Genomic DNA, 14461 nt, shown 5'->3' with positions numbered 1-14461 from the left:
CAATTGTTGCTAGTACAATGTTCCCTGTTCTCTCGCACTTTTTTCCTGTATAAGGTAGCTTAGAGCATGTGCGTTCGTTCATGAAAAGCTCAAAAACGGGTTTTTTTACCGTTTTGCAACAAATTTGCGGGATGGGCAAGCTACAATATAGTCAAATGGATGCAGCAATAGAAAGGAACATTTGAAATGAAAAAGGCTTGGCTCGTAACGACAGCACTCTGCGCCTCGCTTGTTAGCGGTTGCGGACTCACAGATACACCCAATGAATTGATGCGCGCCCCGTCAGCAGACGGCGATCAAAAATCGATCAATCAGGCCGTCATGCAATTTTTGCCGGCTGGGTCACAATTATCTGTTCCTCTTCATCCCGCAGAAGCCAGTGCCGTCTCCCTACAGGATCTAAACGGAGATGGGGTTGCAGAGGTCGTCGCTTTTTACAAAACCGAAAAAACCGATTATGAAATCGGTGTGCTTGTGCTTACCCAAAAGCAAGGAAACTGGGAAAAGCTCTCCTCCTTTACTGGTGTCGGCAGCGAATTGGATTACGTCTCCTTTCAAGATCTCACAGGGGACAAAATTCCGGAGATGCTGATTGGAATGGGCGGCGGCGAAGATTTGAACAAGGAGCTCTCCGTTTATTCGCTAGCGAATAATATGACCCAGGAATTGATGAAGCAGCCCTATACCATTATGACCGTAGGCGATTTGACAGGAGATAATCACGCGGATCTCGCTCTCGTTGTTCTCGATAAAAATAACTTCACATCCAAAGCCGAGCTGTATGGGGCAGCGAACGGCAAAATCGCGAAAAAGACGGAGTTAGCCCTTGACGGATATGTGAATGGCTACTATCAGGCTATCATCGGAAAAGCATCACCAACCCGAAACGGACTATTTATTGATGCTGGATTAGGTGCTCACTCTGCTTCCACTGAACTACTCCTCTGGGACAATGGACAACTGTTCAACCCTTTGGCAAAAATAGAAGGAGAGATGGACCTGACCTTCAAGCCGTATTCTTTGGAAAGTGAAGATATCAACGGTGATGGCATCATCGAGATCGGCACAAAGATACAACCCGCTGGGACTGAGGATTTAGCCATGGCAGAAATCCCTTGGGTCTCCTCCTACTTCCAATGGGACGGGAAAACGGGCTTGAAACACATCGAGGATCATTATCAAAATTACTCACAGGGCTTTGACCTCAAGATTCCGGCACAATGGGGCGAAAAGTACACCATCTCCATCAACCATGATACGAATCCACTTCTAGTCCGATTCCAATATTACGGTGCGAATGGGAAAAATAAGGCGGAATTACTAACGCTGCAAAGCATTCCACAAAACGAATGGATCAAATTTGAGAGCGGATTGAAGCAAAAGCAAGTTCCCTACATTTTGCTGAAGGAAGAGGGCAAACAAGTTTTGATCGCCATTTTACCGCAAACAACCCCTACCCTTGGAAAGGCAGCTCTCGCGGAATATCGATCCATGCAGCTTACCGCGGAGGAGATTCGTCAGCTCTACAAACCGATGACGAACCGGGAATAAAGTGAAATAGTAAATCCTTATCAAGGAGATTTGCCCAATGAAGGTTCTATTACTGGAAGACGAGAAATCCATCCGGGATTTTGTGCGCATCAATCTCAAGCGCGAGGGCTATGAGGTGATCGAGGCTGGCACCGGAGAAGAAGCACTTGATCTCGCAGATCAACAAACGGACATCGTTATCGCGATTCTCGACGTCATGCTCCCCGGCATTGATGGCTTCGAAGTATGTGGGCAGCTACGAAAAAAATATCCGCGTCTCGGGATCATTATGTTGACGGCGAAAAGCCAGGAGCTGGACAAAGTCATGGGTCTCGAATTCGGGGCAGACGATTACGTCTCCAAGCCATTTAGCCCTGCGGAACTGCTGGCCCGTGTCAAAGCGTTGCACCGCAGATTGACACCCATTCCTGAAGCCGAGGACAAAAATGAAATTAACATTGCCCCCTTCAGACTATTGCTCGATGAACGAAAGCTAATTCGGGCGGAACAAGAAATTGACCTCACGCCAAAAGAATTTGCCATCATCAAATTACTCGCAGAAAATGCGAACAAAGCCATCAGTCGGGACGAGATTTTGACAGCAGTTTGGGGTCAATTTTTTGTCGGGGATTTAAAAATCGTTGATGTGAATATTCGCCGAATCCGGCAAAAAATCGAGGACGATCCGGCACATCCAGCTTTCCTGGAGACAGTCTGGGGGTATGGCTACCTGTGGCGAAAGGACGTCCCAGATGAAAGGCATTAAGAGTAGGCTGGTTCTTCATTTCGGCCTGATCCTCCTTCTGATCGTGTTGCTTTTGGAGGGACTGTTTTACTGGGCCGTTCATACGTATTACATCGGGACTGCGACCGAAGCATTAGTGACCCGCAGCACGACCTTTACCAATTTTATTAACAAGTACGCCACTGGCTATCGGTTAAAAGACAAAGCACGATACATTTTGGAGAATGTTTCGAATCAGGAATACGCCAAAATCGAGGTCTTGGACCCAGGGGGAAAGGTCATTCTCAACTCCTACGGCTTTCAGACCAGCGAGATCATCAATACCCCTGATGTGATGGATGCCCTCAAGGGACAAAGTGGTCTCTACATCGGGAAAAGTCCTCAGTCGCGGGAGCGTGTCATCGCGGTGTCCAACCCGCTTACGTACAGCGGAGAATTCGTAGGTGTTCTGCGGTACACGATCTCTGCTGAACCGCTCTACCAAGCAGTAAATCGCATTGCCTTGTACGGCGCTGGCGTTGGGACAGGAGTAGTCATCCTGGCTTTTGCACTCAGCCTGCTCATGGCAAAACGCATCGTTGACCCTATCGAAGATTTAACCAACGCGGCTAAACAAATGGCAGAAGGAAATTTTTCTGTCCGCGCTCCAAAACGATTCGATGATGAGGTAGGAACTCTCGCTGATACTTTCAATTACATGGCAACGGAGATCGGGAAAAACGAAAAGCTGAAAAATGACTTCATCTCCTCTGTCTCCCATGAGCTGCGTACCCCACTTACGTCGATTAAAGGGTGGGGCGAAACACTCATTTCGGGTGGCTTGGAAGAACCTGAGGAGACGATGCTCGGTCTGGAGGTCATCTCCAAGGAGACAGATCGTTTGATCGGGCTCGTCGAGGAATTGCTCGATTTCTCGAAGTTTCAATCCGGTGAGATGAAATTGTCTCGTGTACCCATGGATGTCCGGGAGCTTCTCCAGGATTTGCATCTTCAATTTTCAGTACGTGCCCATGCAAAACAAATCGAATTAAAGCTGGAGACTCCCCCTACCCCACTTATTGTTATGGGAGACCCGAATCGGCTGAAGCAAGTATTTGTGAATCTATTGGATAACGCGTTAAAATTCACGCCACAAAATGGCTCGATCGTTATCGCAGCTTCCTTGTCAGCCGATAGGCTTCTTATCACAGTCACGGATACTGGCGAAGGCATTAACCCGGAAGACCTGCCGCATGTCACAGAAAAGTTTTTCAAAGGACGCTCCAAACTCTCCGGCAGTGGTCTGGGATTGGCAATCTGCAAAGAGATTATTCAGCTCCATGCCGGGCGGTTTTCGGTCAGCAGTGCCCTTGGTCAAGGAACATCGATTATGGTGGATTTACCGTTGCTAGCGAATCAATAAGGCAGGAAGAGCAAATTGCTCTCCTGGAGAAGATATGACAAAAAAACTCACCCTTGCCGCATTGATACATGTGGCGTAGATGAGTTTTTTGCTGTTGGAACACGATATTAGAAGCTATTTTGAATAACCAATTGATCCAAGCCGAAACGGGAAGTCGAATAAGCTTGCACGCTTGCTTTCCCCAAAGTCAGCATGAGTGTTGGCAAATAGCGGGATGGGATGTTCAGCTCTTTAATGAGCGCATCACGGTTGTAGCCACCCATTGGGCACGTGTCGTATCCTTTTGCTTTTGCCGCCAGCATGAGCTGCATCGCTGCATAGGATGAATTACGGATTGCTTCATCACGTGCGATTTCCGGGTTGTTATTGTACGCCCCTTCGATTTGCGCGATCATGGTCTCCCGTACTTGCTCTGTAACGTAACCTTTTGCCAATGCTTCGTCATAAACAGGGCGAGCAGACTTGTAAGCCTCCAAATCGCCGAGAATGATGATCGTAGCGTAAGCATCCACTACCTGCTGCTGATTGTATGCGATTGGGAGCAGTTTTTCTTTGATCGCAGGATCAGTTACGACGAGGAAACGCCAATGCTGCAAATTCCAGGACGATGGCGCACTTGCTGCAAGACGCAGAATTTCGTTCAGCTCGCCTTGTGGAATTTTTCCATTCGGATCGTATTTACGTACGCTGTGACGGGCTTCCATTACCTGTTCAGCGGTAATTTTCAGTTCTGTATTCATGATTGAATCTCCTCCATACTGTATAGTACGCTGTTACAAAGATATTACTTACTTTATTATCGTTACAAACATTTTGCAATTACTTTTTACATTTTGCTTCATACTCTATTGTTTGGAGGCACTCTCGATGAAATACACGGATAACATTGTCATCGTCACTGGCGGTGGCCAAGGCATCGGACGGGCTGTCGCCACTATGTATGCTGCCGAAGGAGCACATGTCGTCATCGCCGAGTACAATCGTGCTGCGGGAGAGGAAACGGCATCGCTAATCAACTCGACAGAAGCAGTGAAAGGTACTGCACACTTCGAGCACATCGACGTCAGCGTACCAGCGCAGATCGAACAATTGATGAGAACCGTCGATGAACGCTGGGGGCGACTCGATGTCTTGATCAACAACGCGGGCTTGTCTGTATGGGAATCTCCCTATGAACTGACCGTTGAAGCATGGGACCATATCTTGAACACGAATTTGCGCAGTGTTTTTCTCGCATCGAGAGAAGCAGCCAAAATCATGCGTCGCCATGGTGGAGGCGCTATCCTTAATCTTTGTTCGACGCGGGCGCACATGTCCGAGCCACACTCGGAGGCATACGCGGCTTCCAAAGGAGGCATTTTATCCTTAACACATGCGCTTGGTGTCTCACTCAGCCCCGATGGGATTCGTGTCAACGCGATCTCTCCCGGCTGGATTGAGCACCGCGATTATGCCGCTCTTCGTCCCGGTGATCATGCCCAGCATCCGGCAGGTCGCGTAGGCACACCCGACGATATTGCCCGTGCATGTCTATTTTTGACACAAAAGGACAACGATTTCATTACGGGTACGGAGCTGATTATAGATGGCGGAATGACCCGCAAGATGATATACGAACCATAAAAATAGGAGAGCCGCTCGCTTCCAAATGGAATGAGCGGCTTTTTCGTACGTATCGTCTTACCAAGTCACAAAAGGCGGCGAGCCTGGTGCTTGGTGCTGAATTTGTTGCAAAATCGGATAACCGTACGCGAGAATAATCAGGAAGGCGACCAATCCGATCCAAACTGGCCAGCGCTCCAAAATTTTTGGAACTTCTTGCGTTGTCTCTGTCTCGGCAATCGGATATTCTGTATTCCCTTTTGGTGCGTAGAAAGTCAGATACAGCAAGATCAGGATCAAGAGAATCGCAGATACGAACAACAGTCCTCCACCAAAAGCCATCAGGCGCTGGTAATCCATCCAGCCCAGAGCTAACGGGTGATCCATATACGTTGTGTAGTCCGTGCGGCGTGGCGCCCCTTGCAAGCCCATCGTGTGCATAGCGAGCGACATCAAAAACATTCCTACTGCCCAGAATACCGTTTGCACCATTCCCATCCGATTCGCAGTCTTGGTCAACTGTCGTCCGGTCAATGCTGGAATTAGCCAAAAGGTGACACCGAAGAAGGTGAGCGCAACAGCTGCCCCTACCGTGATGTGGAAGTGACCGGTAACCCAAATCGTATTGTGCACGACCGCGTTAATCTGGTTACTTGCGTTAATAATTCCCCCAGCTCCGCCAGGAATAAAGAACAGCATCCCTACAAATGGAGCAAAGAAACGTACGTCTGTCCAAGGCAGTTTTTTGAACCAACCGAAAAGTCCAACTCCGCCTTTTTTACGTCCAGTTGTTTCAAAAATGGCAAACATTGAAAATGCTGTCATCAAAGACGGGATTACAACAATCAGCGTCAGTGTTACGTGGATCATTTTCCATGCCGGTGAGATTCCCGGCTCCATCAATTGGTGGTGGAACCCGACAGGAATGGAGAACAACAACAGGCAGATAAAAGCAAGTCGACTGAGTGAATCACTGAAGATGTGACCGCCAATGATTCTTGGTAAACATACATACCAAGCCATATAAGCAGGTAATAGCCAGAAATAAACGAGTGGATGACCGAAAAACCAGAACAGCGTACGGCTGAGCATGATATTAATCGTCGGAACCAACCCGAGTGACCACGGGATGAGTTGGAACAGAACCTCCACCGCTACAGGAATCGTCGCAGTAATCCACAGAATGTAAGTAGTGACTCCCATGTAGAGGAACAGCGGAGACGTTTTCCCTTTATTTTCGCGTTTCCATTTGCGATAGCTGGCAAAAACCCCGAATCCCGCTAGCCAGCTGCCTACTACGAGCAAGGCAGAACCAATGTAAAAGTACGGAGATGCTTTCAGTGGTGCGTAGAACGTATAAAGGACAGAAGCTTCATTCAACAGAATGGTAACAACGGCCATCAACGTCCCAAGCGTCATGAGAATCCAGCCGGCCCATCCAAATTTCAGGGCGGCTCCGTGCAAGGAGCCACCTGTCGTGCGGGCAACTCCTGAGAAAATAAATCCGACGATGAAGTACGTGGTAAAAATAAGTGCCATCAACACGCCATGGGCGGTCAAAATTTGATAGTAATTTGTCCAGCTCGGTAGTTCCATGATTCCACCGCGAACCATGCCCTGTACCATCCCAGCCACAGCTGCCAAACCGAATGCAATATAAGCTACCCACACATAGGCCAAACTAAGCCTTGCCGCAGAACGCTGAACCGGGACATGGGGGAGTGTATCTTCGACCTTTCGTGCGATTACCATAGGATTCACCTACCTTTATTTCACAATAATTGTGGTCGCCATTACCTGATGACCTGCGCCACAGTATTCGTTACAAAGGATCAAATACTCACCTGGCTTGTCAAACGTGTGTGTCGCCGAGCTGATGTGTCCAGGCAGAACCATGAAGTTAATGTTGGTCTCTGGAATTTGGAATCCGTGAATAACGTCTGGACTCGTGACGTGGAAATTCACCGTCGCACCAACTGGTATTTCCATCTTGGTCGGAGAGAAGCCGAAAGCAAATGCTGTCATGTAAGCGTCATATTCGTTGTCTCCTACCTGTTTCAAGCCTGGTTTATCAAAAGGAGGCGTCTCCGTAACCTTCTCCGGATCAATCATTTCCATATTACTTGGCGGAGCCATCCCCATGGCAAACGCATTGACGCACAACAATACAATAAATAAGGCCAAACCGCCTGCGCCAAGCATCAACCAGATTTTTTCATATCGATGCAAATGCATAAGTACCCTCCTTTACTTCCTTATTACGCCCTATCTAGGAAAAGCCCAAATACACCCAACCAACCGACTAGAATGATACCTCCGACGATCAGAACCGCGACAAAAGTTCCCTTCAAGTCTTCCTGGTCCGTTTGCAGCTTGCTGGACTTTGATTTCTTGCCTTTCTCCGCCTTGTCAACTTGCGTCTCCATCGCGCTCTTCTCCTTTCCTACGTGCCTCACGGGCGCGGTGTAGTTTTCACGCCTTCATTCTACCGCTGGAACCCCTTGGAAGTAATTCGGGGAAATCCCCTAAAATGTTCCGGGAAACCCCTGATTTCGACCTTTTTATGACCATTTTTGGTCACAGGTTCGACACAAAAAAGACGACCCCGTATTGGGATCGTCCTTACTCAAAATCCAGCCAGCCCTTCTTAATTGCATACCGCACCAAATCAGGCCTCGTACGCAGGTGGAGCTTTTCCATAATATGCGCTTTATGCGATTCTACCGTCTTGACGGAAACAGTGAGCTGTTCGGCAATTTCCTTGTTGCTAAAACCCTTTGCGATCAAGACCAGCACTTCTTTTTCCCGATCAGTCAGGATGTCGTACTTGGCCTGCTCTTCACCGTTCTTGACCATTTGCAGAAATTCCTCGATCAGAGATTTCGTCGCAGATGGATACAAATACGCCATGCCCTGATTGACCGAGCGGATCGCCGTGATCAAATCGAGGTCAGGGGCGCTTTTTAAAATATAGCCAGCAGCACCGGCTTGCAGTACCCGAAACAAGTATTCCTCGTCATCATGCATCGTAAGCACGAGCACCTGAATGTCTGGTGCCGTTTCCTTCAGTCTGGCCGTTGCCGTCAAGCCGTTTTCCCCAGGCGGCATGCTCAAATCCATCAGGACGACGTTGGGCCGGATTTCCCATGCTTTTTCACATGCCTCTTTTCCGTCAGCCGCATAACCGACGACTTCCATGTCCTCCTGGGCGTTGATCAGCATCCCCAGCCCAGAGCGTACAATCGCATGATCATCGGCGATCAAGACACGAATACTCATCCTCTACCCCCTCCTTCGGCACCGGAATTCGGACGATCACCGTCGTTCCTTCCTCGGGTGCAGAGCGAATATCAACGGTACCACCAAGCAGCTGGGCACGCTCCTTCATGCCAAACACACCGAGACCTTTGCCGATTTTCAATGTTTTCTCTACTTCAAATCCTACGCCGTCATCCACAATCGTGACGACAATTTCCTTCTCCCTATTCTCGAACATGATTCCTAGATGGCTCGCCTTTGCATATTTTGCTGTATTAGTCATGGCTTCCTGTACAATGCGGTACAGTGCTGTTTCCATCGCTGCGGAGTATCTGCGTTTTTCCCCCTGAACATGTAGCTCCACCTGAATGTGAAACGTCTTTTCCACCCGTTTCATCAACGAACGTAAGGCAGGCAGTAAACCGAGATCATCCAGTGCAGATGGACGCAGCTCCAGTGCCATACGCTTCACTTCCTCCATCGCCTTGGAAGTCATATTCACCAATTCCGCGACATGCTGCATAACAGGCTCGCTCAATTCTCGTTGTCTGACTACGTTTAGTCCCACTAAAATACTATAAAGCGCCTGCCCTACGCCATCATGCAGCTCCCGGGCGATGCGCTTTCGCTCTTCTTCTTGTGCTTGGATCGCAAAATTCGTCAGCTTGTACTGGTAGCGCTCTTTTTCTACTCGCTGTTGCGCAGACATATCACGCAAAATCATGACCAGCTTCCCCTGCGATTCATCCTCTAGTCTCGCTGAGCTGGCAGCGACAGGGTAATCCACACCCGATTTCGTTCGGAGCCTCATTTCGAATGAAGGCATTTGCACGCGCTTAAAAAAGCAATCCGCGCAGCTCGTTTCTTCCATACACGTTGCCATTCCGAGACACAGCTCGCAAATATGTTTATCTCGAATCAGCTCTTCTTCTGTCCAGCCCGTCATCTGCTCCAACGCAGCATTGGCTTTTACGATTCGTCCCTTCTGATCAATCACCAGGATCGCATCGCTGACGTTGGCAAAGATGGACTGCATCAGGGAAAGCACTTCACTCGACGTACCCATTGCTCCTCCTTTTGAGACAATCATCCTAACGTTATTGTAAAGTTTCCATAAAAGAAAGTGTATCAGGGAATTCCCTGAACATAAGAAAACGGGACAGCAAATGCCATCCCGTACTTTCTCTTACTCTACTACGATTTTTTCAGCAGTGCCGATAGGCGGCAGGCTCTTCGTCATCACTGGGCAGTAGAAGGCAACTACTTGCATATCCTCTTTCAGCTCAGCTGGCGAGAGTACCTTGTTGTCTCGCGCATTGATGATCACCGTTTTTTCGGTAATGTTCAGGTTGATTTTTTCTTGGGAGGTTCCGGTAATACCGCGACCCTCTACGAGCATTTTGTAGTTGCCATCTTTGTCAGCAGAGATGCTCGCTACTTTTCCCGCTGTTCCCAGGATGTCCTGAGTCTCCAATCCGCCTTTTACCGTAATGCTAAGCGCACTTGTTTGTGGCGGCAGGCTCATCGCCATGAATTTTTCAGTCGTAGCATCTACGGCCATACCCAGCTTCAAGTCTTCTGGCTTCAGTACTTTACCAGCTTCATCCGTAATTTTGGTGTCTGCTGTCAGGTGCAGGATGATGCCAGACTCATAGATGTTCAATGTAACTGAGTAGCCTTTATCGGATTTATTGATGTTCGTAATAGTACCCGTACGCATAGGAGCGATTTCGTCCTCCACTACAGTCACTGTATCATCGGTTACATTCACGTCTGCTTGCAGGATTCCGTCTACGAATTTAACTGGCACATAGGTGCTGCCATTCAGTACGCGAGGCTCTGCTCCCAGCGTTTTGTACATTTTTGCGAAAGGATAGCGATCCTCTCCTTCTTTTGCGTAGCTGGTGATCGCGCCTCTTTGCACTTCTGCTGCTTTTTCCTTGTCGTTCCAGCTTACTTTGAAACCAAGGGCTTCAGCAACAGGACGAAGTGGAACCAGTACGGTTTGTTGACCTTTATCGAAGATCGCATCCTGCGCGATTGCTTGACCGTTTATGTTAACAGAAAGCTCTTTTACTGGTTCGGAGGTTGCAGATACCACGCTAGTTCCCAAAGCGGCCAGTGCCGCGATTGTCATCATACCTGTACGGAATGTTTTCATATTGTTTATGCCTCCAATGTTCTTGCTAGTTTTTGTGTGTCTCTATTCATTGGACGGCACCCTTTCAGAAACGTTTCAACAAAATTTTCATAGATGTGTAAATCCTTCATGTATAAGCGAAAAACATCACGGCTGGCTTGGGATCTGGTTGCTTGGGACTTGGTTCGTTTGCGGCATCGGTACATCGGGCTTACCTGATGGATTGTCGTACAAATAAGTCGGTACCTTGCCGACGATCAGGGCTTCGGAGACTGGGATTTGTGTAGTGACCGTCTGTTGCTTGGTCGCAAACGGGATAATGACCCGCAAATCGACTTCTACGTGAATGTAGACAGTTACCAGCACCATGTTGATCCCTGCTTGCTTCAGGCCTGTTTCCAGCTTCGTTTTGACAGCTCCAATCGGAACGAATGACACCGGAATATCAGGCCCAATGTGCTCCAGAAAGACGTTTTTGGTAGCCAAGCCTAGTGGTATGGTTGTCTGGACGTGCTCCTGCTCGAATTCCTTCAAGCGATTTTGAATACGGGCAGTCGTTTCCCCCACAATTCGGGAATACTCTTTGAAATTAAAATTCACCGCTTTGATGCTACCACTCTCGTCTTTCTCCATGATGACTACTTCGTTGACGTCGACACCCTGCTGGGTCATGCGTTTGGTGACTGCATCGGTAATCGCGAGCTTGGCGACCTGCTCTGCCTTGGCCTGGGCAATCAGCATCAACGTCGGCTCCACCCTGCGTTCCACAACGATAAACAAAACAATCAATACTACAAGGATTAGCAGGATCCCAGCAAAAATTCTCCTTCTGCGTCTTTTCCATCCTCCCCTTCTCACACGCACGATGGCCCCCTCTCCCCTTTGGCGGCTCGGTTAGTCAGGACGAACCGTACGCATAGCTGGTTTTTTTTCTTTGCTTGTGCGCTGTCTGCCGCCGGTAAGCACCCCACCGATTCCCGCGACAAACGTAGGAACTCCCGCCGTGACCAAAATTAATGCCCAATCGCGCAGATTCAGATCCGTTGTTTTGAAGATCGGCTGGAGTGCCTCCATGTATACGACACCGATCACGAGCACAATCGACGAAAGTACGGCCCAAACGAGGTATTTGTTTTCAAATACATTGCGGTGAAAAACACTGTATTGACTCCGGCAATCGAAAACGTGAATCAGCTGCGCCATAACCAACGTGACGAAAGCGACCGTTTGGGCATGCACCAAGTCATTCGGATTCTCTTTGAGAGTCAGCCAGAACGCGAGCAGCGTCATGGCCCCGATGAGAAAGCCACGGCTAATAATTTTCCAGCCCAACCCTCGGCTGAATATGTTCTCTGCCTTGTTGCGCGGCTTCTGATACATCGTATCTTTTTCCGCCTGATCGATGCCCAGCGCCATGGCCGGTAAACCATCTGTCACGAGATTGACCCACAATATCTGGATCGGCACCAAAGGCAAAGGAAGCCCGAGGAGCATTGCAAAAAACATGACGAGAATCTCGCCCACGTTGGACGCCAGCAAATAACGGATAAATTTTCGGATGTTGTCATAGATATTGCGCCCTTCCTCGACGGCGGCGACAATCGTGGCGAAGTTATCGTCGCGAAGCACGAGATCGGCCGCTTCCTTCGTCACATCCGTACCAGTAATCCCCATCGCGATCCCAATGTCTGAGGTCTTGATCGCAGGAGCATCATTGACACCGTCCCCGGTCATGGCGACAACATGTCCTTGGCTTTGCAGGGCACGGACGATCCGAAGCTTGTGCTCAGGAGACACACGGGCATAGACAGTCACTCGCTCCGCATACTCTGCGAGTTGCTCATCTGACATGCCATCCAGCTCCCGCCCCTCCAATACTTCTCCGTAGCCACGCATCAAACCAATCTGACGGGCGATTGCTTCTGCTGTCACCTTGTGGTCGCCTGTAATCATGACTGTCTTGATCCCTGCTTGATGGCAAAGATTGATCGCTGGACGCACCTCTTCACGCGGTGGATCGATCATCCCGGCCAATCCGACAAACACAAGATTGTTTTCCAGAGAGCCAATCGGCTGTCCCGGGCGATAGCCTTGCAGCGTCTTATAAGCGAAGCCAAGTACGCGCAACGCTTTGCCGGCCATGTGTTCCGTTTGCTCCAGTACTTGGTGACGAAGCGTTGCGGAGAGTGGAATGAGCTCACCCTTCCACAAAATATGTGTCGCTCTCGCCAGCAATGCCTCCGCCGCGCCTTTGGTCAACAGGGAATACACACCGTCTGTCCCCTTTTCGACGACGGACATCATTTTGCGGTCAGAATCAAAGGGGAGCTCCTCCACACGCTGTCCCTGATTTTTTGGGGTGCTACGCTCTGTATTGCCGCCCATTGCCTTCGCGGCAAGAACCTTGAGAGCACCTTCAGTCGGGTCGCCTATGACTTGCCAAAAGCGTGATGCCTTGCCCATCCCAAGCAGATTGCGCGTGCTTTGCTCCTCGCATGTCAAACGGGCATTGTTGCATCGGTCTGCGATTCGGATGATTTGCGTGAGAGCCCCGTCACGGGCGGGAGATACCATTTTCCCCAGGTAGTGAAAGGCTCCCTCTGGTACGTAGCCGCTACCGCTCACCTCATACGTGGAATCGCTGTGCCACACTTCGGTAACAGTCATTTTATTTTGAGTCAGGGTCCCTGTTTTATCGGAGCAAATAACAGAAGCGCAGCCCAATGTCTCGACTGATGGTAGCTTGCGTACGATCGCATTGCGGCGGATCATCCGCTGGACGCCAAGCGCTAGCGCGACAGTCACAATCGCTGGCAAGCCTTCCGGAATCGCCGCTACTGCGAGACTCACCCCGGCAAGGAACATCGTAAACAGCTCATGACCATGCCAGACACCAGCAGCAATGACCACAATCGTCAACAGTAGTGCTACGACCACGAGAATTTTGCCCATTTGCTCCAAGCGCAGCTGCAAAGGAGTTTCTGCTTCTTCCGCTGTATTCATCAAGTGCGCGATTTTCCCAATTTCTGTGCTCATCCCTGTGGCTACGACGATACCGCTCCCTGTTCCTCCGGTCACCATCGTGCCCATGAACGCGAGATTTTTTTGGTCGCCAAGCGGTACAGTGGAGGCCTGGGCTGTCTCCAGTCTTTTCACGTTTTTTCCGACGGGAACAGACTCTCCTGTCAATGCAGACTCCTCTACCTCTAGCCGATTGGCCGAAAGCAAACGCAAATCTGCGGGAACACGATCCCCAGCCTCCAATTGCACCAGGTCACCAGGTACCAGCCGCGAAGCCGGTATCATGGAAATGTTCCCACCCCGGATGACACGCGCCATCGGGGATGCCAGCTCCTTTAGCGCTTGCAAGGATCGCTCAGCCTTGGCCTCCTGAATAAAACCGAGGATGCCGTTAATGAGGATGATCGCGATGATCGCAATCGCATCCAAGTACTCTCCGAGGAAGTACGAGATCAGTGTTGCGATGAACAGGATGAGTACCATAAAATCCTTGAACTGATCAACAAAGACCGAGTAGAGAGGCTTTCGCTTTTGTTCAGCCAACTGGTTGGCACCTTGTTTAGCCAGTCGCCGCTCCGCCTCCTGCTGAGTCAACCCTTGCGCAGCATCACTATGAAGGGCTTCGGTCACGTCGGCCGCCGCCAGCGTGTACCATTTTCGAATTGGCTGTGTATCCACCTACATCTCCTCCATCCACATCTCACTCATTTTCATGTGTATGCAGACGAGCTAGAAAATAAAACAACCCGTCCATTTATCTGGA

The 14461-nt window shown here is 49.6% G+C and carries 13 protein-coding genes; 4 read left to right on the top strand and 9 right to left on the bottom strand.

Going from position 1 to position 14461, the window contains the following annotated elements:
- Positions 1 to 186: 186 nt before the first annotated feature.
- Genes ACUUHJ_RS02555 through ACUUHJ_RS02545 form a run of 3 tightly spaced genes read left to right on the top strand, consistent with a single transcriptional unit; the run spans position 187 to position 3677 of the window.
- A complete protein-coding gene (locus tag ACUUHJ_RS02555; protein WP_472298191.1) occupies positions 187 to 1551 on the top strand; it encodes a VCBS repeat-containing protein in 1365 nt (454 codons plus the stop codon).
- Between the two features lie 37 nt (positions 1552 to 1588).
- Positions 1589 to 2296: a response regulator transcription factor gene (locus ACUUHJ_RS02550; RefSeq protein WP_142498532.1), complete on the top strand. Its 708-nt coding sequence runs from the start codon at positions 1589 to 1591 to the stop codon at positions 2294 to 2296.
- Complete coding sequence (locus tag ACUUHJ_RS02545; protein WP_289675861.1) at positions 2283 to 3677, top strand: sensor histidine kinase; 1395 nt, start codon at positions 2283 to 2285, stop codon at positions 3675 to 3677. The genes ACUUHJ_RS02550 and ACUUHJ_RS02545 overlap by 14 nt, the downstream gene beginning before the upstream one ends.
- A gap of 107 nt (positions 3678 to 3784) precedes the next feature.
- Here the strand turns inward: ACUUHJ_RS02545 and ACUUHJ_RS02540 are convergent, their stop codons facing one another.
- On the bottom strand, positions 3785 to 4417 hold the full coding sequence (locus tag ACUUHJ_RS02540; protein ID WP_016738817.1) for a nitroreductase family protein: 633 nt from the start codon (positions 4415 to 4417) through the stop codon (positions 3785 to 3787).
- 127 nt (positions 4418 to 4544) lie between these two features.
- Between ACUUHJ_RS02540 and ACUUHJ_RS02535 the strand changes: the two genes are divergently transcribed.
- Entirely contained in the window at positions 4545 to 5300 is a 756-nt protein-coding gene (locus tag ACUUHJ_RS02535; RefSeq protein WP_289675859.1) for an SDR family NAD(P)-dependent oxidoreductase, read from the top strand.
- Between the two features lie 57 nt (positions 5301 to 5357).
- On the opposite strand, the gene ACUUHJ_RS02530 is transcribed toward ACUUHJ_RS02535, so the two are convergent.
- From ACUUHJ_RS02530 to ACUUHJ_RS02495, 8 genes are all read right to left on the bottom strand, one after another.
- The gene (locus ACUUHJ_RS02530) at positions 5358 to 7031 is read right to left on the bottom strand and encodes a b(o/a)3-type cytochrome-c oxidase subunit 1 (protein WP_012684152.1); all 1674 of its coding nucleotides are present in this window, start codon (positions 7029 to 7031) and stop codon (positions 5358 to 5360) included.
- A gap of 15 nt (positions 7032 to 7046) precedes the next feature.
- Positions 7047 to 7514, bottom strand: a complete 468-nt coding sequence (locus tag ACUUHJ_RS02525) for a cytochrome c oxidase subunit II (RefSeq protein WP_012684151.1) — start codon at positions 7512 to 7514, stop codon at positions 7047 to 7049.
- A 23-nt stretch (positions 7515 to 7537) separates the two neighbouring features.
- Positions 7538 to 7705: a cytochrome c oxidase subunit 2A gene (locus tag ACUUHJ_RS02520; RefSeq protein WP_087345710.1), complete on the bottom strand. Its 168-nt coding sequence runs from the start codon at positions 7703 to 7705 to the stop codon at positions 7538 to 7540.
- A gap of 196 nt (positions 7706 to 7901) precedes the next feature.
- Complete coding sequence (locus ACUUHJ_RS02515) at positions 7902 to 8558, bottom strand: response regulator transcription factor (protein WP_289675855.1); 657 nt, start codon at positions 8556 to 8558, stop codon at positions 7902 to 7904.
- Positions 8530 to 9603, bottom strand: a complete 1074-nt coding sequence (locus tag ACUUHJ_RS02510) for a PAS domain-containing sensor histidine kinase (protein ID WP_472298190.1) — start codon at positions 9601 to 9603, stop codon at positions 8530 to 8532. Before ACUUHJ_RS02510 ends, ACUUHJ_RS02515 begins: the two co-directional genes overlap by 29 nt.
- A 120-nt stretch (positions 9604 to 9723) precedes the next feature.
- Positions 9724 to 10698, bottom strand: coding sequence for a copper amine oxidase N-terminal domain-containing protein (locus ACUUHJ_RS02505; protein WP_472298189.1), 975 nt, complete (start codon positions 10696 to 10698; stop codon positions 9724 to 9726).
- Positions 10699 to 10824: 126 nt separating this feature from the next.
- On the bottom strand, positions 10825 to 11541 hold the full coding sequence (yunB, locus tag ACUUHJ_RS02500; RefSeq protein WP_064202555.1) for a sporulation protein YunB: 717 nt from the start codon (positions 11539 to 11541) through the stop codon (positions 10825 to 10827).
- Positions 11542 to 11571: 30 nt separating this feature from the next.
- Positions 11572 to 14376 carry a calcium-translocating P-type ATPase, SERCA-type gene (locus ACUUHJ_RS02495; RefSeq protein WP_289675850.1) on the bottom strand — a complete coding sequence of 935 codons (2805 nt, stop codon included), beginning with the start codon at positions 14374 to 14376 and terminating at the stop codon, positions 11572 to 11574.
- Positions 14377 to 14461 lie beyond the last annotated feature (85 nt).

The organism is Brevibacillus schisleri, from assembly GCF_055685845.1.
Note: the sequence above shows the minus strand (reverse complement) of the source record. Positions and strands in the feature narration are given on the sequence as shown.

Excerpts from the sequence above, each read along its gene's own strand:
- ACUUHJ_RS02555 (WP_472298191.1), top strand. The coding sequence starts at position 187 with ATGAAAAAGGCTTGGCTCGTAACGACAGCACTCTGCGCCTCGCTTGTT.
- ACUUHJ_RS02550 (WP_142498532.1), top strand. The coding sequence starts at position 1,589 with ATGAAGGTTCTATTACTGGAAGACGAGAAATCCATCCGGGATTTTGTG.
- ACUUHJ_RS02545 (WP_289675861.1), top strand. The coding sequence starts at position 2,283 with ATGAAAGGCATTAAGAGTAGGCTGGTTCTTCATTTCGGCCTGATCCTC.
- ACUUHJ_RS02540 (WP_016738817.1), bottom strand. The coding sequence starts at position 4,417 with ATGAATACAGAACTGAAAATTACCGCTGAACAGGTAATGGAAGCCCGT.
- ACUUHJ_RS02535 (WP_289675859.1), top strand. The coding sequence starts at position 4,545 with ATGAAATACACGGATAACATTGTCATCGTCACTGGCGGTGGCCAAGGC.
- ACUUHJ_RS02530 (WP_012684152.1), bottom strand. The coding sequence starts at position 7,031 with ATGGTAATCGCACGAAAGGTCGAAGATACACTCCCCCATGTCCCGGTT.
- ACUUHJ_RS02525 (WP_012684151.1), bottom strand. The coding sequence starts at position 7,514 with ATGCATTTGCATCGATATGAAAAAATCTGGTTGATGCTTGGCGCAGGC.
- ACUUHJ_RS02520 (WP_087345710.1), bottom strand. The coding sequence starts at position 7,705 with ATGGAGACGCAAGTTGACAAGGCGGAGAAAGGCAAGAAATCAAAGTCC.
- ACUUHJ_RS02515 (WP_289675855.1), bottom strand. The coding sequence starts at position 8,558 with ATGAGTATTCGTGTCTTGATCGCCGATGATCATGCGATTGTACGCTCT.
- ACUUHJ_RS02510 (WP_472298190.1), bottom strand. The coding sequence starts at position 9,603 with ATGGGTACGTCGAGTGAAGTGCTTTCCCTGATGCAGTCCATCTTTGCC.
- ACUUHJ_RS02505 (WP_472298189.1), bottom strand. The coding sequence starts at position 10,698 with ATGAAAACATTCCGTACAGGTATGATGACAATCGCGGCACTGGCCGCT.